Annotated in this window: 20 protein-coding genes; 16 read left to right on the forward strand and 4 right to left on the reverse strand. The window is 55.5% G+C overall.

The window, feature by feature from the left end:
• Positions 1-214: 214 nt before the first annotated feature.
• Positions 215-2,479 carry a 5-methyltetrahydropteroyltriglutamate--homocysteine S-methyltransferase gene (gene metE / locus ABLU80_RS22430; RefSeq protein WP_348850485.1) on the forward strand — a complete coding sequence of 755 codons (2,265 nt, stop codon included), beginning with the start codon at positions 215-217 and terminating at the stop codon, positions 2,477-2,479.
• Between the two features lie 59 nt (positions 2,480-2,538).
• Here the strand turns inward: metE and ABLU80_RS22435 are convergent, their stop codons facing one another.
• Complete coding sequence (locus ABLU80_RS22435) at positions 2,539-3,351, reverse strand: dienelactone hydrolase family protein (RefSeq protein ID WP_015368850.1); 813 nt, start codon at positions 3,349-3,351, stop codon at positions 2,539-2,541.
• A gap of 265 nt (positions 3,352-3,616) precedes the next feature.
• Between ABLU80_RS22435 and udp the strand changes: the two genes are divergently transcribed.
• From udp to tatD, 9 genes are all read left to right on the forward strand, one after another.
• Positions 3,617-4,378 carry a uridine phosphorylase gene (gene udp, locus ABLU80_RS22440; protein WP_045367532.1) on the forward strand — a complete coding sequence of 254 codons (762 nt, stop codon included), beginning with the start codon at positions 3,617-3,619 and terminating at the stop codon, positions 4,376-4,378.
• A gap of 136 nt (positions 4,379-4,514) precedes the next feature.
• On the forward strand, positions 4,515-5,963 hold the full coding sequence (gene rmuC, locus ABLU80_RS22445; RefSeq protein ID WP_063446960.1) for a DNA recombination protein RmuC: 1,449 nt from the start codon (positions 4,515-4,517) through the stop codon (positions 5,961-5,963).
• A 70-nt stretch (positions 5,964-6,033) separates the two neighbouring features.
• Entirely contained in the window at positions 6,034-6,789 is a 756-nt protein-coding gene (gene ubiE, locus ABLU80_RS22450; RefSeq protein ID WP_015368847.1) for a bifunctional demethylmenaquinone methyltransferase/2-methoxy-6-polyprenyl-1,4-benzoquinol methylase UbiE, read from the forward strand.
• A gap of 13 nt (positions 6,790-6,802) precedes the next feature.
• Positions 6,803-7,408, forward strand: a complete 606-nt coding sequence (locus ABLU80_RS22455) for an SCP2 domain-containing protein (RefSeq protein WP_015368846.1) — start codon at positions 6,803-6,805, stop codon at positions 7,406-7,408.
• Positions 7,405-9,045 carry a ubiquinone biosynthesis regulatory protein kinase UbiB gene (gene ubiB / locus ABLU80_RS22460; protein ID WP_015368845.1) on the forward strand — a complete coding sequence of 547 codons (1,641 nt, stop codon included), beginning with the start codon at positions 7,405-7,407 and terminating at the stop codon, positions 9,043-9,045. Before ABLU80_RS22455 ends, ubiB begins: the two co-directional genes overlap by 4 nt.
• A gap of 131 nt (positions 9,046-9,176) precedes the next feature.
• Entirely contained in the window at positions 9,177-9,428 is a 252-nt protein-coding gene (gene tatA / locus ABLU80_RS22465) for a Sec-independent protein translocase subunit TatA (protein ID WP_015368844.1), read from the forward strand.
• 3 nt (positions 9,429-9,431) lie between these two features.
• Positions 9,432-9,968 (forward strand): Sec-independent protein translocase protein TatB, encoded by a 537-nt coding sequence (gene tatB, locus ABLU80_RS22470; RefSeq protein WP_032715395.1) that lies wholly within the window; start codon positions 9,432-9,434, stop codon positions 9,966-9,968.
• A gap of 3 nt (positions 9,969-9,971) precedes the next feature.
• The gene (gene tatC / locus ABLU80_RS22475) at positions 9,972-10,745 is read left to right on the forward strand and encodes a Sec-independent protein translocase subunit TatC (RefSeq protein WP_348850486.1); all 774 of its coding nucleotides are present in this window, start codon (positions 9,972-9,974) and stop codon (positions 10,743-10,745) included.
• 32 nt (positions 10,746-10,777) lie between these two features.
• Positions 10,778-11,572, forward strand: coding sequence for a 3'-5' ssDNA/RNA exonuclease TatD (gene tatD / locus ABLU80_RS22480; protein ID WP_161798739.1), 795 nt, complete (start codon positions 10,778-10,780; stop codon positions 11,570-11,572).
• A gap of 8 nt (positions 11,573-11,580) precedes the next feature.
• On the opposite strand, the gene rfaH is transcribed toward tatD, so the two are convergent.
• Positions 11,581-12,069, reverse strand: coding sequence for a transcription/translation regulatory transformer protein RfaH (gene rfaH / locus ABLU80_RS22485; RefSeq protein ID WP_015703997.1), 489 nt, complete (start codon positions 12,067-12,069; stop codon positions 11,581-11,583).
• A gap of 177 nt (positions 12,070-12,246) precedes the next feature.
• On the opposite strand from rfaH, the gene ubiD reads away from it, so the two are divergent.
• Positions 12,247-13,716: a 4-hydroxy-3-polyprenylbenzoate decarboxylase gene (gene ubiD / locus ABLU80_RS22490; RefSeq protein ID WP_015368839.1), complete on the forward strand. Its 1,470-nt coding sequence runs from the start codon at positions 12,247-12,249 to the stop codon at positions 13,714-13,716.
• 55 nt (positions 13,717-13,771) lie between these two features.
• Positions 13,772-14,473 carry an NAD(P)H-flavin reductase gene (gene fre / locus ABLU80_RS22495; RefSeq protein WP_008807928.1) on the forward strand — a complete coding sequence of 234 codons (702 nt, stop codon included), beginning with the start codon at positions 13,772-13,774 and terminating at the stop codon, positions 14,471-14,473.
• 104 nt (positions 14,474-14,577) lie between these two features.
• Here the strand turns inward: fre and fadA are convergent, their stop codons facing one another.
• Both fadA and fadB read right to left on the reverse strand, forming a co-directional pair.
• On the reverse strand, positions 14,578-15,741 hold the full coding sequence (gene fadA / locus ABLU80_RS22500; protein ID WP_015703998.1) for an acetyl-CoA C-acyltransferase FadA: 1,164 nt from the start codon (positions 15,739-15,741) through the stop codon (positions 14,578-14,580).
• 9 nt (positions 15,742-15,750) lie between these two features.
• Positions 15,751-17,940, reverse strand: coding sequence for a fatty acid oxidation complex subunit alpha FadB (gene fadB, locus ABLU80_RS22505; protein WP_348850487.1), 2,190 nt, complete (start codon positions 17,938-17,940; stop codon positions 15,751-15,753).
• 191 nt (positions 17,941-18,131) lie between these two features.
• Between fadB and pepQ the strand changes: the two genes are divergently transcribed.
• Genes pepQ through hemG form a run of 4 tightly spaced genes read left to right on the forward strand, consistent with a single transcriptional unit; the run spans position 18,132 to position 22,115 of the window.
• Complete coding sequence (gene pepQ / locus ABLU80_RS22510; protein ID WP_015704000.1) at positions 18,132-19,463, forward strand: Xaa-Pro dipeptidase; 1,332 nt, start codon at positions 18,132-18,134, stop codon at positions 19,461-19,463.
• Positions 19,463-20,077, forward strand: coding sequence for an IMPACT family protein (locus ABLU80_RS22515; protein WP_015704001.1), 615 nt, complete (start codon positions 19,463-19,465; stop codon positions 20,075-20,077). The genes pepQ and ABLU80_RS22515 overlap by 1 nt, the downstream gene beginning before the upstream one ends.
• A 41-nt stretch (positions 20,078-20,118) precedes the next feature.
• A complete protein-coding gene (gene trkH, locus ABLU80_RS22520; protein ID WP_015368834.1) occupies positions 20,119-21,570 on the forward strand; it encodes a Trk system potassium transporter TrkH in 1,452 nt (483 codons plus the stop codon).
• An 11-nt stretch (positions 21,571-21,581) separates the two neighbouring features.
• Positions 21,582-22,115, forward strand: a complete 534-nt coding sequence (gene hemG / locus ABLU80_RS22525; RefSeq protein ID WP_015368833.1) for a menaquinone-dependent protoporphyrinogen IX dehydrogenase — start codon at positions 21,582-21,584, stop codon at positions 22,113-22,115.
• Positions 22,116-22,410: the final 295 nt, after the last annotated feature.

Genomic DNA, 22,410 nt, shown 5'->3' on the forward strand with positions numbered 1-22,410 from the left:
ATAATTTGCGCTTGAGGAATATACAGTACCTTTACATTATGGATGTGTAAACATCTGGATGGCTAAAATCCTTCGTCTTTTGAATTTATGGTGCGTTGGCTGCGTCCGCTCACCCCAGTCACTTACTTCAGTAAGCTCCTGGGGATGAGGCAAACTTGCCGCCTTCCCTAAATACAAAATCCTTTGGATTAATAATTAATTAGAGGAAGAACACATGACCATTATTAATCACACCCTCGGTTTTCCTCGCGTTGGCCTTCGCCGCGAGCTGAAAAAAGCGCAAGAGAGCTACTGGGCGGGCAACGCCACGCGTGAAGAGCTGTTGGCGGTAGGTCGCGAACTTCGTGCTCGTCACTGGGAGCAGCAGAAACAGGCTGGCATTGATCTGCTGCCGGTGGGCGATTTTGCCTGGTACGACCATGTTCTGACCACCAGCCTGCTGCTGGGCAACGTGCCGGCTCGTCATCAGAACAAAGACGGCACCGTCGATATCGATACTCTGTTCCGCATTGGTCGCGGCCGCGCGCCGACCGGCGAACCCGCTGCCGCCGCGGAAATGACCAAGTGGTTCAATACCAACTATCACTACATGGTGCCGGAATTTGTCCAGGGCCAGCAGTTCAAGCTGAGCTGGACCCAACTGCTGGATGAAGTGGACGAAGCGCTGGCACTGGGCCACAAGATTAAGCCTGTACTGCTGGGGCCGGTAACCTATCTGTGGCTGGGCAAAGTAAAAGGCGAACAGTTTGACCGTTTAAGCCTGCTGAACGATATCCTTCCGGTTTACCAGCAGGCACTGGGCGAGCTGGCGAAACGCGGCATTGAGTGGGTGCAGATTGATGAACCGGCGCTGGTACTGGAGCTGCCGCAAGCATGGTTGGATGCCTTTAAACCGGCTTATGAGGCCCTGCAGGGGCAGGTAAAACTACTGCTGACTACCTATTTTGAAGGGATCGCCGACAACCTTGATGTTATCACCGCGCTGCCGGTACAGGGGCTTCACGTCGATCTGGTGCATGGCAAAGATGATGTTGCTGAACTACATAAACGTCTGCCGGCCGACTGGCTGTTATCCGCCGGGCTGATCAACGGTCGTAACGTCTGGCGCGCCGATCTCACGGAAAAATATGCGCAAATTAAGGCGATTGTCGGTCAACGTGAGCTATGGGTCGCCTCTTCCTGCTCCTTGCTGCATAGCCCGATCGATCTGAGCGTAGAGACCCGTCTTGATGCCGAAGTAAAAAGTTGGTTTGCTTTCGCCCTGCAGAAGTGCGGCGAACTGGCGCTGCTGCGCGATGCGCTGAACAGCGGTGATACGACGGCGATCGAGGCGTGGAGCGCGCCAATCCAGGCTCGTCGCCATTCGACTCGCGTACACAACGCGGCAGTGGAAAAACGGCTGGCGGCAATCACCGCCCAGGACAGCCAGCGCGCCAGTCCTTATGCCGAGCGCGCACAGGCGCAGCGCAGGCGCTTTAACCTGCCAGCATGGCCGACGACGACGATCGGTTCATTCCCGCAGACAACCGAAATTCGTACCCTACGTCTGGACTTCAAAAAGGGCAATCTTGATGCCAGTCATTATCGGACGGGTATTGCCGAACATATTAAGCAGGCGATCGTCGAACAAGAACGTCTGGGTTTAGACGTGCTGGTGCACGGAGAAGCCGAGCGTAATGACATGGTGGAGTATTTCGGCGAACATCTGGACGGTTTCATCTTTACGCAAAACGGTTGGGTGCAAAGCTATGGCTCTCGCTGCGTGAAGCCGCCGGTGGTTATCGGCGACGTCAGCCGTCCGCAGGCGATCACCGTCGAATGGGCGAAGTACGCGCAGTCTCTTACCGACAAGCCGGTCAAAGGCATGTTGACCGGTCCGGTGACCATTCTGTGCTGGTCCTTCCCGCGCGAAGATGTCAGCCGTGAAACCATCGCGAAGCAGATTGCGCTGGCGCTGCGCGATGAAGTGGCGGATCTGGAGGCGGCCGGTATCGGTATTATCCAGATTGATGAACCGGCACTGCGCGAAGGTCTGCCGCTGAAGCGCAGTGATTGGGATGCTTATCTACAGTGGGGCGTCGAAGCTTTCCGCATCAACGCCGCGGTTGCTAAGGATGACACCCAGATTCATACCCACATGTGTTATTGCGAGTTTAATGACATCATGGATTCTATCGCCGCGCTGGATGCCGACGTCATCACCATTGAAACTTCGCGTTCTGACATGGAACTGCTGGAGTCGTTTGAAGAGTTCGAATATCCGAACGAAATCGGCCCGGGCGTTTATGATATTCACTCGCCAAACGTACCGAGCGTGGAGTGGATTGAAGGGTTGCTGGAGAAGGCCGCGCAGCGTATTCCGGCGGAGCGCTTGTGGGTTAACCCGGACTGCGGCCTGAAAACCCGTGGTTGGCCGGAAACCCGCGCCGCGCTGGCTAACATGGTGCAAGCGGCGCAGAATCTGCGCGAATCAGCCTGATAGATACGCGGAAAACAACAGAGGAGGCCACTGCCTCCTCTTTTCATGTATCAGGCGAGTTACCCTTTTTTACCGCCATATTGAGCAAACCAGTCCAGCATCCGCTGCCAGCCGTCTTTGGCTGACTCTTCGTGATAGCTGGCGCGATAGTCGGCGTTAAAGGCGTGATCGGCCTCGGGATAGACCACGATCTCGGCGTTCGCATTTGCCGCCCGCAGCGCCTGGCGCATGGTCTCGACGGTATCCTGCGGAATGCTGGCGTCTTTAGCGCCGTACAGGCCAAGTACCGGCGCGTTGAGATCGACGGCGATATCCACCGGGTGTTTTGGCGAATTCAGCGATTTTTCTCCCACCAGTTTGCCATACCAGGCGACGCCTGCCTTCAACTGCGGGTTATGCGCGGCATACAGCCAGGTGATGCGACCGCCCCAGCAGAAACCGGTGATCAGCAGACGATGGGCATCGCCGCCGTGGCGTGCCGCCCAACTGGCGACGTGGTCGAGATCCGCCAGCACCTGTGCGTCAGGCACCTTAGTGACCAGTTCTTTGAACAGGGTAGGGATATCGTTGTACTCATTCGGATCGCCCTGGCGGAAGTAGAGTTCTGGCGCAATCGCCAGATAGCCTTCCTGCGCCAGGCGGCGGCACAGATCGCGAATATGCTCATGTACGCCGAAAATTTCCTGCACCACGATAACGATCGGCAGCGGGCCGTCAGCGTTTTTCGGGCGGGCGTGATAGGCAGGCATATTCTCGCCCTGCGATGGGATCGAGGTTTCTCCGGCGGTAATGTGCTCATCCGACGTATGGACGGCGGTAGAGGCGTGCGGCGAGGCTGCAGGTGCGAATCCGGGTTGTTTGGTGGTGGTCATGGTATTCTCCGTACCCTTATTTATTAGCGCATCGATAAATATAGACTCTTAGACTGAACGTTAATAAAGCACAGTGCCTGAAAGCGGCTATCTTTTGTTCTGTGACCGCGAATATAACTTGTTAATGTGATGTGAATCACTATTTCTTGAAAAACAAATGCAATCATTGTTATGCATGGTGACTATCATCACAAAAATAAGCGAGTGGCTTCTGTAAAGTACCCTTTTGCTTCTGCTGATACTTCGACCCACAGAGGAGTTTTTTATGTCCAAGTCTGATGTTTTTCATCTCGGCCTCACCAAGAAAGATTTACAAGGGGCTACGCTGGCTATCGTCCCTGGCGATCCGGAGCGTGTGGAAAAGATCGCCGCGCTGATGGATAAGCCGGTTAAGCTGGCATCACATCGTGAATTTACCTCCTGGCGCGCTGAGCTGGACGGCAAACCGGTGATTGTTTGCTCCACCGGTATCGGCGGCCCGTCGACCTCTATCGCCGTGGAAGAGCTGGCGCAGCTGGGGGTTCGTACCTTCCTGCGTATCGGTACCACCGGCGCGATTCAGCCACATATCAATGTTGGCGATGTACTGGTGACGACCGGTTCTGTCCGTCTGGACGGCGCCAGCCTGCACTTTGCGCCGATGGAGTTCCCGGCCGTTGCTGACTTCGCCTGTACCACCGCGCTGGTGGAAGCGGCGAAATCAATCGGTGCGACCACCCATATCGGCGTGACTGCTTCTTCTGATACCTTCTATCCAGGCCAGGAGCGTTACGACACCTTCTCCGGCCGCGTCGTGAGCCGTTTCAAAGGCTCGATGGAAGAGTGGCAGGCAATGGGCGTCATGAACTATGAAATGGAATCCGCTACGCTGCTGACCATGTGCGCCAGCCAGGGCCTGCGCGCCGGGATGGTGGCAGGGGTTATCGTCAACCGTACCCAGCAAGAGATCCCTAACGCCGAAACCATGAAGCAAACCGAAAGCCACGCGGTGAAAATCGTTGTGGAAGCGGCGCGCCGTCTGCTGTAGTTCTTCTCTTTTTCTCACAGGGCCGGATCTTCCGGCCTTTTTTTTGCGTAGCGCCTCGCAGGAAAATCCTTTTCAACTGGACGTTTGTACAGCACAATTCTATTTTTGTGCCGTAAGTGGTTGCCGGGGAGGCGTTGTGGATATCTCTATTGTGATAAGCGCCGTGGTGGCGCTGGCGGCAGGGTTAATCGTTGGCTGGCTGGCGACAAAAGCCCGCGCCGATCAAATCCGTGCCGATCTCATTGAAGAGCGCCGCGAGCTGGATATTGAACTTAGCGCCGCACGTCAGCAGCTGGTGCAGGAATCGCACTGGCGCGATGAGTGCGAACTTCTCAACAACGAGCTGCGCAGCCTGCGTGATATCAACACCTCGCTGGAGGCCGACCTGCGTGAAGTGACCACCCGTCTGGAATCCACGCAGTTGCACGCCGAAGATAAAATTCGCCAGATGGTCAACAGCGAGCAGCGCCTGAGCGAGCAGTTTGAAAACCTGGCGAACCGCATATTTGAGCACAGCAACCGACGGGTTGATGAACAAAATCGCCAGAGCCTGCATGGCCTGCTGACGCCGCTGCGCGAACAGCTCGACGGCTTCCGTCGCCAGGTGCAGGACAGCTTCGGCCAGGAGGCGCGTGAGCGCCACACGCTGGCGCACGAAATCCGCAATTTGCAACAGCTGAACGCACAGATGGCGCAAGAGGCGCTGAACCTGACGAAAGCGCTGAAGGGTGATAACAAAACTCAGGGCAACTGGGGAGAAGTGGTGCTAACCCGCGTGCTGGAGGCCTCCGGCCTGCGCGAAGGCTATGAGTATCAAACTCAGGTGAGCATCGAAACCGATAACCGCTCGCGGATGCAGCCGGATGTTATCGTGCGTCTGCCGCAGGGCAAAGACGTGGTTATCGACGCCAAAATGACCCTCGTCGCCTATGAGCGCTACTTCAACGCTGACGACGACTACACCCGCGAATCGGCGCTACAGGAGCATATTGCCTCGGTGCGTAACCACATTCGCCTGCTGGGGCGTAAAGATTACCAACAACTGCCGGGACTTCGTTCGCTCGACTATGTGCTGATGTTCATCCCCGTTGAGCCTGCGTTCCTGCTGGCTATCGACCGCCAACCTGAGCTTATCAGCGAGGCGCTGAAGAACAATATTATGTTGGTTAGCCCGACAACCTTGCTGGTGGCGTTGCGCACCATCGCCAACTTGTGGCGCTATGAGCATCAAAGCCGTAACGCGCAAAAAATCGCCGAGCGCGCCGGGCGTCTGTACGACAAGATGCGGCTGTTTGTCGACGATATGTCGGCTATCGGTCAAAGTCTTGATAAAGCGCAGGATAACTATCGCCAGGCGATGAAAAAGCTTGCCTCCGGGCGCGGCAACTTGCTGGTGCAGGCCGAGTCATTCCGTGGCCTGGGGGTCGAGGTTAAGCGCGGGATTAATCCTGATTTAGTCGAGCAGGCCACGGCGCAGGATAACGAATATCGCCTTGAGGAAGATGAAAATTCACCGCAGGAAGATGTGTTTAGCGCCGATTCCGACCCTGCAGCGAGCGCAAACGAGCACGTCAGGCCAAGCTGAAACGTATGGGAAATGGCCTGAATCTGTTACACTCGCTGAACATTTTCTTGATAAGTAAGCGGGCATAGAGATGGTTGAGGATTCACAAGAAACAACGCATTTTGGCTTTCAAACGGTAGCCAAAGAGCAGAAGGCGGACATGGTGGCGCATGTATTCCATTCTGTCGCTGCAAAATATGATGTGATGAACGACTTAATGTCGTTCGGGATTCATCGCTTGTGGAAGCGCTTCACCATCGACTGCAGCGGCGTGCGTCGCGGGCAAACTGTGCTGGACTTAGCGGGTGGTACCGGCGACCTGACGGCGAAGTTTTCCCGTCTGGTGGGCGAAACCGGCCGTGTGATGCTCGCCGATATCAATGATTCGATGCTCAAAATGGGCCGCGAAAAACTGCGCAACATCGGTATTGTCGGTAACGTCGAGTATGTTCAGGCCAACGCTGAAGCGCTGCCGTTTGCGGATAACACCTTTGACTGCATCACCATCTCCTTTGGCCTGCGTAACGTTACCGATAAAGACAAAGCGCTGCGTTCAATGTACCGCGTGCTGAAACCGGGCGGACGTCTGCTGGTTCTGGAGTTTTCTAAACCGATTCTCGAACCGCTGAGCAAAGCCTACGACGCTTACTCCTTCCACGTGCTGCCGAAAGTCGGCGAGCTGGTGGCAAACGATGCGGAAAGTTATCGCTATCTGGCGGAATCCATCCGCATGCATCCCGATCAGGACACCCTGAAAGGCATGATGCAGGAGGCGGGTTTTGAAAGCGTCGACTACTACAACCTGACGGCAGGTATTGTCGCGCTACACCGCGGCTATAAGTTCTGACAGGAGGGACGCTATGCCTTTCGCACCACTGGTTACCGCTGGCATCGAAACGGTTCTTAATACTTTTCTCTGGCGCGACCGCGCGCTTAAACCGGCGCGTCAGCGCCTGCTAGGGAAAGTGCTGCGCGTAGAGCTCAAAGAGCTGTCGGCGCCTGTCGTGCTGGCCTATAGCGAGCAGCAAATCGACGTGCTCGGCGCATGGGAAGGCGAAGCTGACTGTACCGTGATAACCCGCCTGAGCGTGCTGCCGCAGCTGCGTAACCGCCAACAACTGACCGCGCTGATCCGCAGCGGCGATCTGGAAGTACAGGGCGACCTGCAGGTTGTGCAGAACATGGTCGCACTTTGCGATCTGGCGGAGTTCGACCCGGCAGAGTTATTGGCGCCGTATACCGGCGATATCGTCGCTGAAGGGGTTGGCAAGGTGCTTCGCGGCGGCGCGCGCTTCCTGCTGCAGGGCGCGAAAAGCCAGCAGCGCTACGTCGCTGAAGCGATTACCGAAGAGTGGCGACTGGCGCCGGGGCCGTTGGAAATGGCCTGGTTTGCTGAAGAGTCCGCCGCTGTAGAACGCGCGCTGGCCGCACTGGAAAAACGGCTGGAAACGCTGGAGGGCAAATGACGCCAGGAGAATTACGGCGCCTGTATTTTATCATCCGCACCTTTTTGAGTTACGGGCTTGATGAGCTCATTCCCAAAATGCGTATCACATTGCCGCTGCGCATCTGGCGGCGAATGTTGTTCTGGATGCCGAATCGCCACAAAGATAAACCGCTGGGTCAACGCTTACGCCTGGCGCTGCAGGAGCTGGGCCCGGTGTGGATTAAGTTCGGCCAGATGCTCTCCACCCGCCGCGATCTGTTCCCGCCGCAAATCGCCGATCAACTGGCGCTGCTGCAGGATCGCGTCGCACCTTTCGATGGCAAATTGGCTAAACAACAGATCGAACAAGCGATGGGCGGGCTGCCCATTGAAGCCTGGTTCGATGATTTCGCCATTGAGCCGCTCGCTTCCGCCTCCATCGCCCAGGTCCATACCGCGCGCCTGAAAGACAACGGCAAAGAGGTCGTCATCAAGGTCATCCGCCCGGATATCCTGCCGGTGATCAAAGCGGACATGAAATTAATCTACCGCCTGGCGCGCTGGGTACCTCGTCTGCTGCCGGATGGCCGCCGTCTGCGCCCGCAAGAAGTCGTCCGCGAATATGAAAAAACGCTGATGGACGAGCTGAATCTGTTACGCGAGTCGGCTAACGCTATTCAGCTACGGCGCAATTTCGAAGATAGCCCAATGCTATACGTGCCGGAAGTCTATTCCGATTACTGCAGCGAAGGCATGATGGTGATGGAGCGGATCTACGGTATTCCGGTTTCCGACGTCGCTGCGCTGGAAGCCCAGGGCACCAACATGCAGTTGCTTGCGGAGCGTGGGGTGCAGGTCTTCTTTACCCAGGTGTTTCGCGACAGCTTTTTCCATGCGGATATGCATCCGGGTAATATTTTCGTTAGCTACGATCATCCGCATGACCCGCAATATATCGGTATCGACTGCGGTATCGTCGGCTCGCTGAACAAAGACGATAAGCGTTATCTCGCAGAAAACTTCATTGCTTTCTTCAACCGCGATTACCGTAAGGTTGCCGAGCTGCACGTCGATTCCGGCTGGGTGCCGCCGGATACCAACGTTGAAGAGTTTGAGTTTGCGATTCGCACCGTGTGCGAGCCCATCTTTGAAAAGCCGCTGGCGGAAATCTCCTTCGGCCACGTATTGCTGAATCTGTTTAATACCGCGCGGCGTTTCAATATGGAAGTCCAACCGCAGCTGGTTTTGCTTCAGAAGACATTACTTTACGTAGAAGGGGTAGGTCGTCAGCTCTATCCTCAGTTAGACTTGTGGAAAACGGCGAAGCCTTTCCTCGAGTCGTGGATTAAGGATCAGGTCGGTATTCCCGCGCTGGTGCGTGCGTTTAAAGAAAAAGCGCCGTTCTGGATTGAAAGGATGCCGGAAATTCCTGAGCTGGTGTACCAAAGCCTGCAGCAGAGCAAACAGCTGCAGACCAGTGTCGATACTATCGTGCGCGACTTCCAGGTGCGTCACGTGCGTCAGGGGCAGTCCCGCTATCTGTTTGGTATAGGCGCCGTTTTGCTTTTAAGCGGTACGCTGTTATTTATCCACCGCCCGGAGTGGGGCATGATGCCAGGCTGGCTGATGGCCGGCGGCGTCGTAACCTGGCTTATTGGTTGGCGAAAAACGCGCTGACAGGTTTCGCGTTTATTCTGGCGCATTGATTCTTGCGCGAAGTCATGTGAGCGGTCTGACAAAGAGGCGTCTCACCGGATGACGTGTATAATGCGCTCTCATCATTCATCATCTGTCATAGGGGAACGTGTATGGGTGGTATCAGTATTTGGCAGTTGTTAATTGTTGTCGTCATCGTAGTTCTGCTTTTCGGGACGAAGAAGCTGAGCTCGCTGGGTTCGGATTTAGGCGCATCGATCAAGGGCTTTAAAAAAGCGATGAGCGATGATGAGAAATCTGATAAATCCTCAGCCGATGCAGATTTTGCAGCGAAAACTATCGCTGATAAACAAGATGATGCGAAAAAAGACGAGACAAAACGCCACGACAAAGAGCAGGTGTAATTCGTGTTCGATATCGGTTTTAGTGAACTATTGCTGGTGTTCGTGATTGGCCTCATCGTATTGGGGCCACAGCGACTACCTGTCGCCGTCAAAACGGTGGCCAGCTGGATCCGTACGTTGCGCTCGCTGGCGACCACCGTACAAAATGAGCTTGCCCAGGAGCTAAAACTGCAGGAGTTTCAGGAGAGCCTGAAGAAGGTGGAGAAAGCCAGCCTGGATAATCTGACTCCGGAGCTCAAAGCCTCGATGGACGAGCTGCGTGAAGCAGCTGAATCTATGAAGCGTTCCTATACCGCCCACGATCCTGAAAAGGCCAGCGACGAAGCGAACACCATCCATAATCCGGTCGTCAAAGGTAGCGAAGCGCAGCGCCAGGATATTACACCGGCAACGGCGGAACATCAGGTCAGCGCCCCGGCACATACCCCGGAGCCCGTTGCCGAGGAGCCATCCGTTTCGCCGGCTGAAGTCCCGGCGGCTAAGGAAAAAGCCGCCGCGGCAGTGCCAGATTCTTCCCCCGCATCGAGTGATAAAGCGTAAAAAATGGGCGTAGACGAGACTCAACCGTTAATTTCACATCTGATTGAGCTGCGTAAGCGTCTGCTCAACAGCATCATTGCCATCCTGGTGATCTTCCTGGCGTTGGTTTACTTCGCCAACGATATCTATCAACTGGTATCCGCTCCGCTTATCAGCAAAATGCCGGTAGGCGCGACGATGATCGCCACCGATGTCGCTTCCCCTTTCTTCACGCCGATCAAACTGACCTTTATGGTTTCGGTGATCCTGTCGGTGCCGGTCATTCTTTATCAGGTATGGGCATTCGTGGCGCCGGCGTTGTATAAGCATGAACGTCGGCTGGTCATGCCGCTGCTGGTTTCCAGTACGTTGCTGTTTTATATCGGTATGGCTTTCGCTTATTTCGTCGTGTTCCCGCTGGCATTCGGCTTCCTGACTCACGCCGCGCCGGAAGGGGTATTAGTTTCGACCGATATCCGTAGCTACCTCGATTTTGTCATGGCGTTGTTTATGGCTTTCGGCGTGTCGTTTGAAGTGCCGGTCGCCATCGTCCTGCTCTGCTGGATGGGCGTCACGACGCCGGAAGATTTACGTAAAAAACGGCCCTACGTGCTGGTGGGCGCCTTCGTGGTCGGTATGTTGCTGACGCCGCCGGATGTGTTCTCGCAAACGCTGTTGGCCATCCCCATGTATTGCCTGTTTGAAGTCGGGGTGTTCTTTGCCCGTTTCTACACCGGTAAACGCCTGACGCGTGACGAAGATGCCGACGCCGAAGAGGCGGAGAGCAAAGAAGAGTAACAACGCCAACCGCCCGTCAGGGCGGTTGTCATATGGGAGTTATGATGTTTGATATTGGCGTAAATCTGACCAGCTCGCAGTTTTCCCGCGACCACGACGAGGTGGTTGCGCGCGCGCAGGCGGCAGGTGTCCATGGGATGTTGCTGACCGGCACCAATCTGCATGAAAGCCAGCAGGCGCGGCAGATGGCTGGCCGTTACGCCAACTGCTGGTCTACCGCGGGTGTACATCCGCACGATAGCAGCACCTGGACTGAGTCGGTGGCCGAAGAAATCCACGCGCTGGCCCGCCAGCCGCAGGTGGCGGCGATTGGCGAATGCGGTCTTGATTTCAACCGTAATTTCTCAACGCCGCAGGAACAAGAGAAGGCATTCAGCGCCCAGCTGGCGTTGGCGGCCGAGCTCTCAATGCCGGTATTTTTACACTGCCGCGACGCCCATCAACGGTTCCTTGAGCTGCTGGAGCCGTGGCTCAATAAACTGCCCGGCGCCGTGTTGCACTGCTTTACCGGTAGCCGCGAGGAAGTAATTCAGTGTCTTGATAGAGGTTTATTTATCGGTATCACCGGTTGGGTGTGCGATGAGCGGCGGGGACTGGAGCTTCGTGAACTGTTGCCGGCAATCCCGGCGGAACGTCTGCTGCTGGAGACCGATGCGCCATATCTATTACCGAGGGATATGAAGCCGAAGCCCTCCTCGCGGCGCAACGAGCCCGCGTATCTGCCGCATATTCTGGCAAGCGTAGCGGGCTGGCGAGGCGAGGAAGCGCAATGGCTGGAGGAGGTTACGGATGCGAACGTCAGGAAGCTGTTTGGCGTGCGCTTTTAACCGCGCCGTCAGATTTTATAGAAGTCGGTATTTTTAACGCTTTGCAGGACCTGTTTATTCAACAGATTGAGGAGCAGCATTGAACGGGCTTCGCCGTCGGGCTCGGTGAAAATAGCCTGCAGCCCTTCAAAAGCACCGTCGGTGATTAACACGCTGTCGCCTTCATGAGGCGTTTCCGGGTCGGTAATACCTTCCGGTTTATAGATGGAAAGCTGGTGAATCACCTCTGAAGGGACCACTGCCGGTTGGGCGCCAAAACGGACGAAACTGTTCACCCCTCGGGTAGCGCTGATGGTGGTGGTATGAATGATCTCGGGATCGAATTCGACGAACAGATAGTTTGGGAACAGGGGCTCGCTGACCGTAGTACGTTTACCACGGATGATTTTTTCCAGCGCGATCGTCGGCATCAGGCAATTGACTGCCTGACGTTCAAGGTGTTCCTGGGCGCGCTGAAGCTGCCCACGTTTGCAATAAAGTAAGTACCAGGCTTGCATAATGACTCTTTCCGCTTTACTACCTGCAAGCATAACAAAAGCCTGGAACAATCGCGAAAACCATTATAAGCGAAAGCGTAAATAGCCTGTTCATTTACGCTTATTTAACAAAAGTACAGCATCGTTGCGGCGAAAATCGTATAATCAGCCGCTTGTATAGAGGTCAATAATAACTCCATGAAATACCACGATCTACGCGACTTTCTGACATTACTTGAGCAGCAGGGCGAGCTAAAACGGATAACCCTGCCGGTCGACCCGCATCTGGAAATTACCGAAATTGCCGACCGCACCCTGCGTGCCGGCGGCCCGGCGCTGCTGTTTGAAAACCCGAAAGGCTACTCGATGCCGGTGCTGTGCAACCTGTTTGGCACGCCGCGTCGTGTGGCGCTGGGGATGGGCCAGGAAGACGTCAGTTCGCTACGGGAAGTCGGGAAGCTATTGGCCTTTCTGAAAGAGCCGGAACCGCCAAAAGGCTTCCGCGATCTGTTTGATAAGCTGCCGCAGTTCAAGCAAGTGTTGAATATGCCGACCAAACGCCTGCGCGGCGCGCCTTGTCAGCAAAAAATCATCCAGGGCGATGATGTCGATCTCAACAAAATACCGATTATGACCTGCTGGCCGGAAGATGCCGCGCCGCTGATTACCTGGGGGCTGACGGTGACCCGCGGCCCGCACAAGGAGCGGCAAAATCTGGGTATTTATCGCCAGCAGCTGATCGGCAAAAATAAACTCATCATGCGTTGGTTGTCCCACCGCGGCGGCGCGCTCGATTTCCAGGAGTGGTGCGCGGCGCATCCCGGCGAACGTTTTCCGGTTTCCGTGGCGCTTGGCGCCGATCCGGCGACTATTCTGGGCGCGGTGACGCCGGTTCCTGATACCCTGTCGGAATACGCTTTCGCAGGCTTGCTGCGCGGCACCAAGACCGAAGTGGTGAAGTGCGTTTCCAATGACCTTGAAGTGCCGGCCAGCGCGGAAATCGTGCTTGAAGGCTACATTGAGGCCGGCGAGATGGCGCCGGAAGGGCCATACGGCGATCATACCGGCTACTACAATGAAGTAGACAGCTTCCCGGTATTTACGGTGACCCATATTACCCAGCGCGAAGACGCGATTTATCATTCGACCTATACCGGTCGTCCGCCGGATGAACCCGCGGTGCTGGGCGTGGCGCTGAACGAAGTCTTTGTGCCGATTCTGCAAAAGCAGTTCCCGGAAATCGTCGATTTCTATCTGCCGCCGGAAGGGTGTTCCTATCGCCTGGCGGTGGTGACCATGAAAAAACAGTACGCAGGCCATGCCAAGCGCGTGATGATGGGCGTCTGGTCGTTCCTGCGCCAGTTCATGTATACCAAGTTCGTGATTGTCTGCGACGATGACGTGAACGCGCGCGACTGGAATGACGTGATTTGGGCGATTACTACCCGTATGGACCCGGCTCGTGATACGGTACTGGTAGAAAATACGCCAATAGATTATCTGGATTTTGCCTCGCCGGTTTCCGGCCTGGGTTCAAAAATGGGGCTGGATGCCACAAATAAATGGCCTGGCGAAACCCAGCGTGAATGGGGTCGTCCAATCAAAAAAGATCCTGAGGTGACGGCGCGTATCGACGCCATCTGGGATGAACTGGCCATCTTTAAATAACAGTAAGCGGGGCTAACGCCGCTGTTTTGCTCTATAGACCCGACAGAGGGGACGCATGACAACCTTAAGCTGTAAAGTGACCTCGGTGGAGGCGATTACCGATACCGTGTATCGCGTTCGATTAGTACCGGAAGCGGCATTTTCTTTCCGCGCCGGCCAGTATCTGATGGTAGTGATGGATGAGCGCGACAAGCGTCCGTTCTCTATGGCTTCCACGCCGTCAGAGCACGAGTTTATCGAGCTGCATATCGGTGCTTCTGAACTCAATCTGTATGCGATGGCGGTGATGGATCGCATTCTGAAAGAGCGTGAAATTGAGGTTGATATTCCGCATGGCGAAGCGTGGCTGCGCGATGACGAAGATCGCCCGCTGATTCTGATCGCCGGCGGTACCGGATTCTCTTATGTGCGTTCTATTCTGTTAACCGCGCTGGCGCGTAACCCGGATCGCGATATCGCCATTTATTGGGGCGGCCGCGAGGCTAAGCATCTGTACGATCTGGCCGAGCTGGAAGCGTTAAGCATCAAGCATCCGAATCTGCGCATCGAGCCGGTGGTCGAGCAGCCGGAAGAAGGGTGGCGTGGTCGCTCCGGTACGGTACTCACCGCCGTGCTGCAGGATTACGGTACGCTGGCCGAGCATGATATTTACATTGCCGGTCGTTTTGAGATGGCCAAAATTGCCCGCGACCTGTTCTGTAATGAGCGCGGCGCGCGTGAAGATCGCCTGTTTGGCGATGCGTTTGCGTTTATCTGAAAATAAAAAACCCGCCCCTGACAGGCGGGAAGAACGGCAACTAAACCCCCTCTAATCCATTATTGCCTGTTGGCTGGCAGGCAATAATGGCATCGAGTTTTTTCCTACATCCGCTCGAATACGGTGGCGATCCCCTGGCCTAAGCCGATACACATGGTCGCCAGACCGAACTGCGCGTCTTTGCGTTCCATCTGATTGATCAAGGTGGTGCTAATACGCGCCCCGGAACAGCCCAACGGGTGGCCGAGCGCGATCGCGCCGCCGTTAAGGTTGATCTTCTCGTCGATCTGCTCCATTAAGCCCAGATCTTTAATACACGGCAGGATCTGCGCGGCAAACGCTTCATTCATTTCAAAGACGTCGATATCGCTGGTGGATAATCCCGCTTTTTTCAGCGCCAGCTTTGAGGCCGGAACCGGGCCGTAACCCATAATGGACGGATCGCAGCCGACCACCGCCATTGAACGGACGCGAGCGCGCGGCTTCAGCCCCAGCTCGCGGGCGCGGCTTTCGCTCATCAGCAGCATTGCCGCCGCGCCGTCGGAAAGCGCGGAAGAGGTACCTGCCGTTACCGTGCCGGTCACCGGATCGAAAGCCGGTCTCAGCGCCGCCAGCGCTTCTACGGTGGTTTCCGGGCGGATCACTTCGTCATAATTAAAGGATTTCAGCACGCCATCGGCATCGTGGCCGCCGGTCGGGATAATCTCCGCCTTGAATGCCCCGGATTGCGTCGCCGCCCAGGCGCGAGCGTGGGAACGTGCGGCGAATTGATCCTGCATTTCACGGCTAATGCCGTGTAGACGCGCCAGCATTTCCGCGGTCAGCCCCATCATACCGGCGGCTTTCGCCACGTTACGGCTAAGGCCCGGATGGAAATCGACACCATGACTCATTGGCACATGGCCCATGTGCTCAACGCCGCCAATCAGGCAGACGCTGGCGTCGCCGGTCATGATCATACGGGCGGCATCGTGCAGCGCCTGCATGGAGGAACCGCACAGGCGGTTAACCGTTGTTGCCGGTACCGAGTGCGGTATTTCCGCCAACAGCGCGGCGTTACGCGCAATGTTGAAACCCTGCTCCAGCGTTTGTTGCACGCAGCCCCAGTAAATATCGTCAATCGCGCTCGCCTCAAGGGACGGGTTACGCGAGAGCAGGCTTCGCATCAGGTGTGCGGAGAGGTCTTCCGCACGCACGTTGCGAAAGGCGCCGCCCTTTGAACGGCCCATCGGGGTGCGAATTGCATCGACAATGACAACCTGTTCCATTGTGACTCCTTAAGCCGTTTTCAGTTCGCCAACCGGACGGGCTGGTTCTACTGGAGGATAATACGCTTCGTTATGACGGGCCTTATTACGCAGACCCTCCGGCACGGCATAAAGCGGGCCGAGGTGCTGGTATTGCTGCGCCATATCGAGATATTTTGCGCTGCCGATGGTGTCCAGCCAGCGGAATGCGCCGCCGTGGAACGGAGGGAAGCCCAGGCCGTATACCAGCGCCATATCCGCTTCCGCCGGGCTGGCGATAATACCTTCTTCCAGGCAGCGAACAACTTCGTTAACCATTGGGATCATCATGCGGGCGATAATCTCTTCATCGCTGAAATCGCGCTTCGGCTGGCTGACTTCGGCCAGCAGACTATCGACTGCGGCATCTTCTTCTTTCTTCGGCTTACCTTTACTGTCTTCTTTATAACGCCAGAAACCGAGGCCGTTCTTCTGGCCGAAACGGTTGGCGTCAAACAGCGCGTCGATCGCATCGCGATAATCTTTCTGCATCCGCTGTGGGAACCCCGCCGCCATTACCGCCTGAGCATGGTGCGCGGTATCGATGCCGACAACATCCAGCAGATAGGCCGGGCCCATCGGCCAGCCAAACTGTTTTTCCATCACTTTGTCGACTTTGCGGAAATCCGCGCCGTCGCGCAGCAGCTGGCTGAAGCCTGCGAAATAGGGGAACAGGACACGGTTAACGAAGAAGCCGGGGCAATCATTCACCACGATCGGTGTTTTGCCCATTTTGCTGGCCCAGGCCACGACTTTGGCAATGGTCTTGTCCGAAGTTTTCTCGCCGCGGATCACTTCAACCAGCGGCATGCGATGTACCGGGTTAAAGAAGTGCATACCGCAGAAATTCTCCGGGCGCTGCAGAACGCTGGCCAGCTCGCTGATAGGAATCGTTGAGGTGTTGGAAGCCAGCACGGTGTCCGGACGCACTTTCTCTTCGGTTTCCGCCAGTACCGCTTTCTTCACTTTCGGGTTTTCCACCACCGCTTCAACGACGACGTCCACGCGGTCAAAACCGCTGTATTCCAGCGTTGGCTGAATGGTGCTAATCACCCCGGCCAGCTTCAGGCCGTCGATTTTTCCGCGTTCCAGCTGTTTATTCAGCAGCTTCGCCGCTTCGGTCATGCCAAGGGTCAGCGATTTGTCGCTAATGTCTTTCATCACCACCGGCACGCCTTTCCAGGCTGACTGGTAAGCAATGCCGCCACCCATAATGCCGGCGCCTAATACGGCAGCGTGCTTCGGCGTCTCGACATCTTTAGTGAGTTTTTTCGCTTTCGCTTTGACGTACTGGTCGTTAAGGAAGATACCGACCAGTGCGCGCGCTTCGTTGGTGTGCGCCAGCGGAACAAAACTTTGGTTTTCCAGCTTCAGCGCGTCATCACGGCCAAGACGCGCGGCGGCTTCGATGGTTTTTACCGCGGTGATCGGCGCCGGGTAATGTTTTCCGGCGGTTTGCGCGACCATACCTTTGGCAATAGTGAAGCTCATGGCGGCTTCAATTTTGCTGAGCTTCAGCGGCTCCAGTTTCGGCTGACGTTTGGTTTTCCAGTCCAGGTCGCCATTAATCGCCTGGCGCAGAATCGCCAGCGCTCCGTCATGCAGTTTTTCCGCGGCAACAATGCCGTCAATGAGGCCAATTTTCAGCGCTTGATCGGCACCGACGTCTTTACCGGCGGCAATAATTTCCAGCGCGCTATCGGCGCCGAGCAGGCGCGGCAAACGTACGGAACCGCCGAAGCCAGGCATAATGCCCAACTTGGTTTCCGGCAGGCCGATGCGCAGATCCGGCGTGGCGAGGCGATAGTCGGTCGCCAGTACGCATTCGCAGCCGCCGCCCAGCGCGTAGCCGTTAACCGCTGACAGAGTAGGGACCGGTAAATCTTCCAGACGATTGAAGACGCTGTTGGCGAAGTGCAGCCACTGGCTCAACTGTTCTTCCGGCACCAGGAATAGAGAAAGGAATTCGGTGATATCGGCGCCGACAATAAAGGCCGCTTTTTCAGAGCGCAGCAGCAGCCCTTTGAGATCTTTTTGTTTTTCGAGTACGTCCAGCGCGTGACCGAGGCTGGCAACGGTTGCAGTATCAAGCTTGTTAACCGAGCCGGGGGCGTCGAAAACCAGTTCGGCAATGCCATCTTCCAGCCAGTCGAGGTACAGGGTGTCGCCTTTGTAGAGCATGTCAGTCTCCTGAATCCAGCAATATGATCTGGTCATACCAGATGACTCGGAGTGTGGAATTTATGTTAAGAAAATGCAAATTACTCTTTAAATAATTGCTGGTCGGATCACATCCGGTAGAAATCACCCGGCCTGGAGCCAATGTGCTAAGATGCGGAGAATCACGATCCAATAAAAGCAAAGGATAAAAGATGGAATCACTGGCCGCGCTTTATAAAAATCATATCGTTACCCTACAAGAACGTACCCGCAAAGTTTTAGATCGCTTCAAGCTGGATGCTCTGCTTATCCACTCCGGCGAGCTGATCAATGTCTTCCTCGACGATCATCCGTATCCGTTTAAGGTTAACCCGCAGTTTAAGGCGTGGGTGCCGGTGACCCAGGTGCCAAACTGCTGGCTGCTGGTGGATGGCGTGAATAAACCGAAACTGTGGTTCTATCTGCCGGTCGATTACTGGCACAACGTTGAGCCGCTGCCGACCTCTTTCTGGACTGAGGAAGTGGATGTTATTGCGTTGCCGAAAGCCGATGGCATTGGCGGTCAACTGCCCGCGGCGCGTGGCAACATAGCGTATATCGGCCCGGTGCCGGAACGTGCTTTAGGTCTGGAGATCGCGGCAGACAAAATCAACCCGAAAGGCGTTATCGACTATCTGCACTATTATCGCGCTTACAAAACCGACTATGAGCTGGCCTGTATGCGTGAAGCGCAGAAATCGGCGGTGAACGGCCATCGCGCGGCCCACGAAGCTTTCCAGTCGGGGATGAGCGAGTTCGATATTAATCAGGCTTACCTGACGGCGACCGGTCATCGCGATACCGACGTCCCTTACAGCAATATCGTGGCGCTGAATGAGCATGCGGCCGTATTGCACTACACCAAGCTGGATCACCGTGCGCCAACTGAAATGCGTAGCTTCCTGTTGGATGCGGGCGCAGAGTACAACGGCTATGCCGCGGACCTGACTCGTACCTGGGCAGGCCACAGCGACAACGATTTCGCGCAGCTGATTAAAGACGTTAACGACGAGCAACTGGCGCTGATTAGCACCATGAAGGCTGGCACCAGCTACGTTGATTACCATATTCAGTTCCATCAGCGCATCGCAAAGCTGCTGCGTAAACACCAGCTAGTGACCGGCATGAGCGAAGAGGCGATGGTGGAAAACGATCTGACCGGGCCGTTTATGCCACACGGGATTGGTCATCCGCTGGGCCTGCAGGTTCATGATGTCGCCGGTTTCATGCAGGACGATACCGGTACGCATCTGGCGGCGCCGTCGAAGTATCCTTACCTGCGCTGCACCCGTATTCTCGAACCGCGTATGGTGTTGACTATCGAACCAGGCATCTACTTTATTGAGTCGCTGTTGGCGCCATGGCGTGAAGGGCAGTTCAGCAAGCACTTCAACTGGCAGAAAATTGAAGCCATGAAGCCGTTTGGCGGGATTCGTATCGAAGATAACGTGGTGGTTCACGAAAACAGCATCGAAAATATGACGCGCGACCTGAAACTGGCGTAATGGAAAGTTGGTTGGTGCCGGCCGCGCCGGTGAGCGTTGTTGAAGAGATCAAAAAGAGCCGTTTCATCACGCTGTTGGCGCATACCGACGGCGTGGCGGCGGCGAAAGCGTTTGTCGAATCGGTCAGGGCTGAGCACCCGGACGCTCGTCACCACTGCGTGGCATGGGTTGCCGGGCCTCCTGATGATTCACAGCAGCTGGGTTTCTCTGACGATGGCGAACCGGCGGGAACGGCAGGTAAACCCATGCTGGCGCAGCTGATGGGCAGCGGCGTCGGCGAGATAACCGCGGTGGTGGTGCGCTACTACGGTGGTATTCTGCTGGGTACCGGCGGTCTGGTGAAGGCCTATGGCGGCGGTGTCCATCAGGCGCTTGCGCAGTTGAAAACGCAGCGCAAGACGCCGTTAACCGCATATACTTTGCAATGTGAATACGGACAGCTGGCCGGGGTAGAAGCGTTGCTGGCGCAGTTCTCGGGCATTATTGTGGAAAGCGAATATCAGGCGTCTGTGCAACTGCGCGTCGCGCTTCCGCAAGCTGAAGTGGCCTCTTTTTCGACAAAACTGGCTGATTTTAGTCGTGGTTCATTGCAATTACTGAAGATTGACGAATAATCCCCACCTGATTTTTTTGTAACCCAAAGGAAGCGCCAGAGATGCATTTTCGCGCGATAACCCGAATCGTTGGACTGTTGGTCATCTTATTTTCGGGGACAATGATTGTCCCGGGATTAGTGGCCTTGATATATCGCGATGGCGCGGGGCGAGCTTTCACCCAAACCTTCTTTGTTGCCCTGGCGATTGGCTCCATGCTGTGGTGGCCGAACCGCAAGCAAAAAGGCGAACTGAAATCCCGCGAGGGGTTTCTGATTGTCGTGCTGTTCTGGACCGTGTTGGGCAGCGTCGGTGCGTTACCGTTTATCTTTGCTGAACAGCCTAATCTGACGGTGACGGATGCCTTTTTTGAATCCTTCTCCGGCTTAACCACTACCGGCGCGACGACGCTGGTGGGACTGGACTCACTGCCTCATGCCATCCTGTTCTATCGCCAGATGCTGCAGTGGTTCGGCGGTATGGGGATCATCGTGCTGGCGGTGGCGATTTTGCCTATCCTCGGCGTCGGTGGGATGCAGCTCTACCGGGCGGAAATGCCGGGCCCGTTGAAAGACAATAAAATGCGCCCGCGTATTGCCGAGACGGCAAAAACGCTGTGGCTTATTTATGTCTTATTAACCGTCGCCTGCGCATTGGCGCTGTGGTTTGCCGGAATGCCGGCATTCGACGCGATTGGTCATAGCTTTGCGACCATCGCTATCGGCGGCTTCTCAACTCACGATGCCAGCGTCGGCTACTTTAATAGCCCGATGATTAACTCCATCATCGCCATCTTCCTGCTGATCTCCGGCTGTAACTATGGCCTGCACTTTTCGCTATTAAGTGGACGCAGTTTGCGGGTTTACTGGCGTGACCCGGAATTCAGAATGTTTATCGGTGTTCAGCTAACCCTGGTTATCGTCTGTACACTGGTATTGTGGCTACATAATGTCTACGGCTCGGTGTTAACAACGCTGAACCAGGCGTTCTTCCAGGTGGTATCGATGGCGACGACCGCTGGGTTTACTACCGATAGTATTGCGCGTTGGCCACTGTTCTTGCCGGTATTGCTGCTATGCTCTGCGTTTATCGGCGGCTGCGCCGGGTCAACGGGCGGTGGCTTAAAGGTCATTCGTATCCTGTTGCTGTTTAAGCAGGGGAATCGTGAGCTTAAGCGCCTGGTGCACCCGAATGCGGTCTATAGCATTAAGCTAGGCAACCGTGCGCTACCGGAACGTATTCTGGAAGCCGTGTGGGGATTTTTTTCCGCCTATGCGCTGGTCTTTATCATTAGTATGCTGGCTATTATTGCGACTGGGGTTGATGACTTCTCTGCCTTTGCTTCAGTTGTGGCGACATTGAACAACCTGGGGCCTGGTCTTGGGGTCGTTGCTGATAACTTTGCGACAATGAACCCGGTCGCGAAATGGATCCTGATTGCTAACATGCTGTTTGGTCGTCTGGAAGTGTTCACCTTATTGGTGCTCTTTACTCCCACTTTCTGGCGCGAATAACAGGAGTGCTCGTGAAAACTTTAATTCTTTTCTCCACCCGGGATGGGCAGACCCGTGAAATTGCCTCCTACCTGGCTTCTGAACTCAAAGAGCTGGGGGTTGATGCGGATACTGTGAACCTGAACCGTACCGAGACGGTTGAGTGGCATCATTACGATCGGGTGGTGATTGGCGCTTCTATTCGCTACGGGCACTTTCATCCAGCGCTGGATCGCTTTGTGAAAAAGCATCTGGCATCTCTGCAGGCGTTGCCGGGGGCGTTCTTCTCGGTAAACCTGGTGGCGCGCAAACCGGAAAAGCGCACCCCGCAAACCAACAGCTATACGCGCAAGTTTCTCCTTAACTCGCCGTGGCAGCCGCAGAGCTGCGCGGTATTTGCCGGTGCGCTGCGTTATCCGCGATATCGCTGGTACGATCGAATGATGATTCGCTTAATTATGAAGATGACCGGCGGGGAAACGGATACCAGTAAAGAAGTGGTTTATACCGATTGGCCGCAGGTGGCCAGATTTGCCCGAGAAATCGCGCAAATGACGAGCAAATAGCGCGTAAAACTCGCGTTATGGTGGAAAATCGAGCGAACGAAAAGTTTTTTTGAATTTCCTCTTGTCACTTCAGAATTACTCCCTATAATGCGCCACCACTGACACGGAACAACGGCAAACAAGCCGCCGGGTCAGCGGGGTTCCGGTGAGAACCTCGCGGAGAAAAGCAAAAATAAATGCTTGACTCTGAGGCGGGAAAGCGTAATATGCACACCCCGCGCCGCAGCGAAAAACGAAGCGGCACTGCTCTTTAACAATTTATCAGACAATCTGTGTGGGCACTCAAAGTGACATG

It is taken from the genome of Klebsiella sp. CN_Kp104 (assembly GCF_040064515.1).
Lineage (GTDB): Bacteria > Pseudomonadota > Gammaproteobacteria > Enterobacterales > Enterobacteriaceae > Klebsiella > Klebsiella aerogenes.

Coding starts and splice junctions, on each gene's coding strand:
- metE (WP_348850485.1), top strand. CDS start 215: ATGACCATTATTAATCACACCCTCGGTTTTCCTCGCGTTGGCCTTCGC.
- ABLU80_RS22435 (WP_015368850.1), bottom strand. CDS start 3,351: ATGACCACCACCAAACAACCCGGATTCGCACCTGCAGCCTCGCCGCAC.
- udp (WP_045367532.1), top strand. CDS start 3,617: ATGTCCAAGTCTGATGTTTTTCATCTCGGCCTCACCAAGAAAGATTTA.
- ubiE (WP_015368847.1), top strand. CDS start 6,034: ATGGTTGAGGATTCACAAGAAACAACGCATTTTGGCTTTCAAACGGTA.
- ABLU80_RS22455 (WP_015368846.1), top strand. CDS start 6,803: ATGCCTTTCGCACCACTGGTTACCGCTGGCATCGAAACGGTTCTTAAT.
- ubiB (WP_015368845.1), top strand. CDS start 7,405: ATGACGCCAGGAGAATTACGGCGCCTGTATTTTATCATCCGCACCTTT.
- tatA (WP_015368844.1), top strand. CDS start 9,177: ATGGGTGGTATCAGTATTTGGCAGTTGTTAATTGTTGTCGTCATCGTA.
- tatC (WP_348850486.1), top strand. CDS start 9,972: ATGGGCGTAGACGAGACTCAACCGTTAATTTCACATCTGATTGAGCTG.
- tatD (WP_161798739.1), top strand. CDS start 10,778: ATGGGAGTTATGATGTTTGATATTGGCGTAAATCTGACCAGCTCGCAG.
- rfaH (WP_015703997.1), bottom strand. CDS start 12,069: ATGCAAGCCTGGTACTTACTTTATTGCAAACGTGGGCAGCTTCAGCGC.
- ubiD (WP_015368839.1), top strand. CDS start 12,247: ATGAAATACCACGATCTACGCGACTTTCTGACATTACTTGAGCAGCAG.
- fre (WP_008807928.1), top strand. CDS start 13,772: ATGACAACCTTAAGCTGTAAAGTGACCTCGGTGGAGGCGATTACCGAT.
- fadA (WP_015703998.1), bottom strand. CDS start 15,741: ATGGAACAGGTTGTCATTGTCGATGCAATTCGCACCCCGATGGGCCGT.
- fadB (WP_348850487.1), bottom strand. CDS start 17,940: ATGCTCTACAAAGGCGACACCCTGTACCTCGACTGGCTGGAAGATGGC.
- pepQ (WP_015704000.1), top strand. CDS start 18,132: ATGGAATCACTGGCCGCGCTTTATAAAAATCATATCGTTACCCTACAA.
- ABLU80_RS22515 (WP_015704001.1), top strand. CDS start 19,463: ATGGAAAGTTGGTTGGTGCCGGCCGCGCCGGTGAGCGTTGTTGAAGAG.
- trkH (WP_015368834.1), top strand. CDS start 20,119: ATGCATTTTCGCGCGATAACCCGAATCGTTGGACTGTTGGTCATCTTA.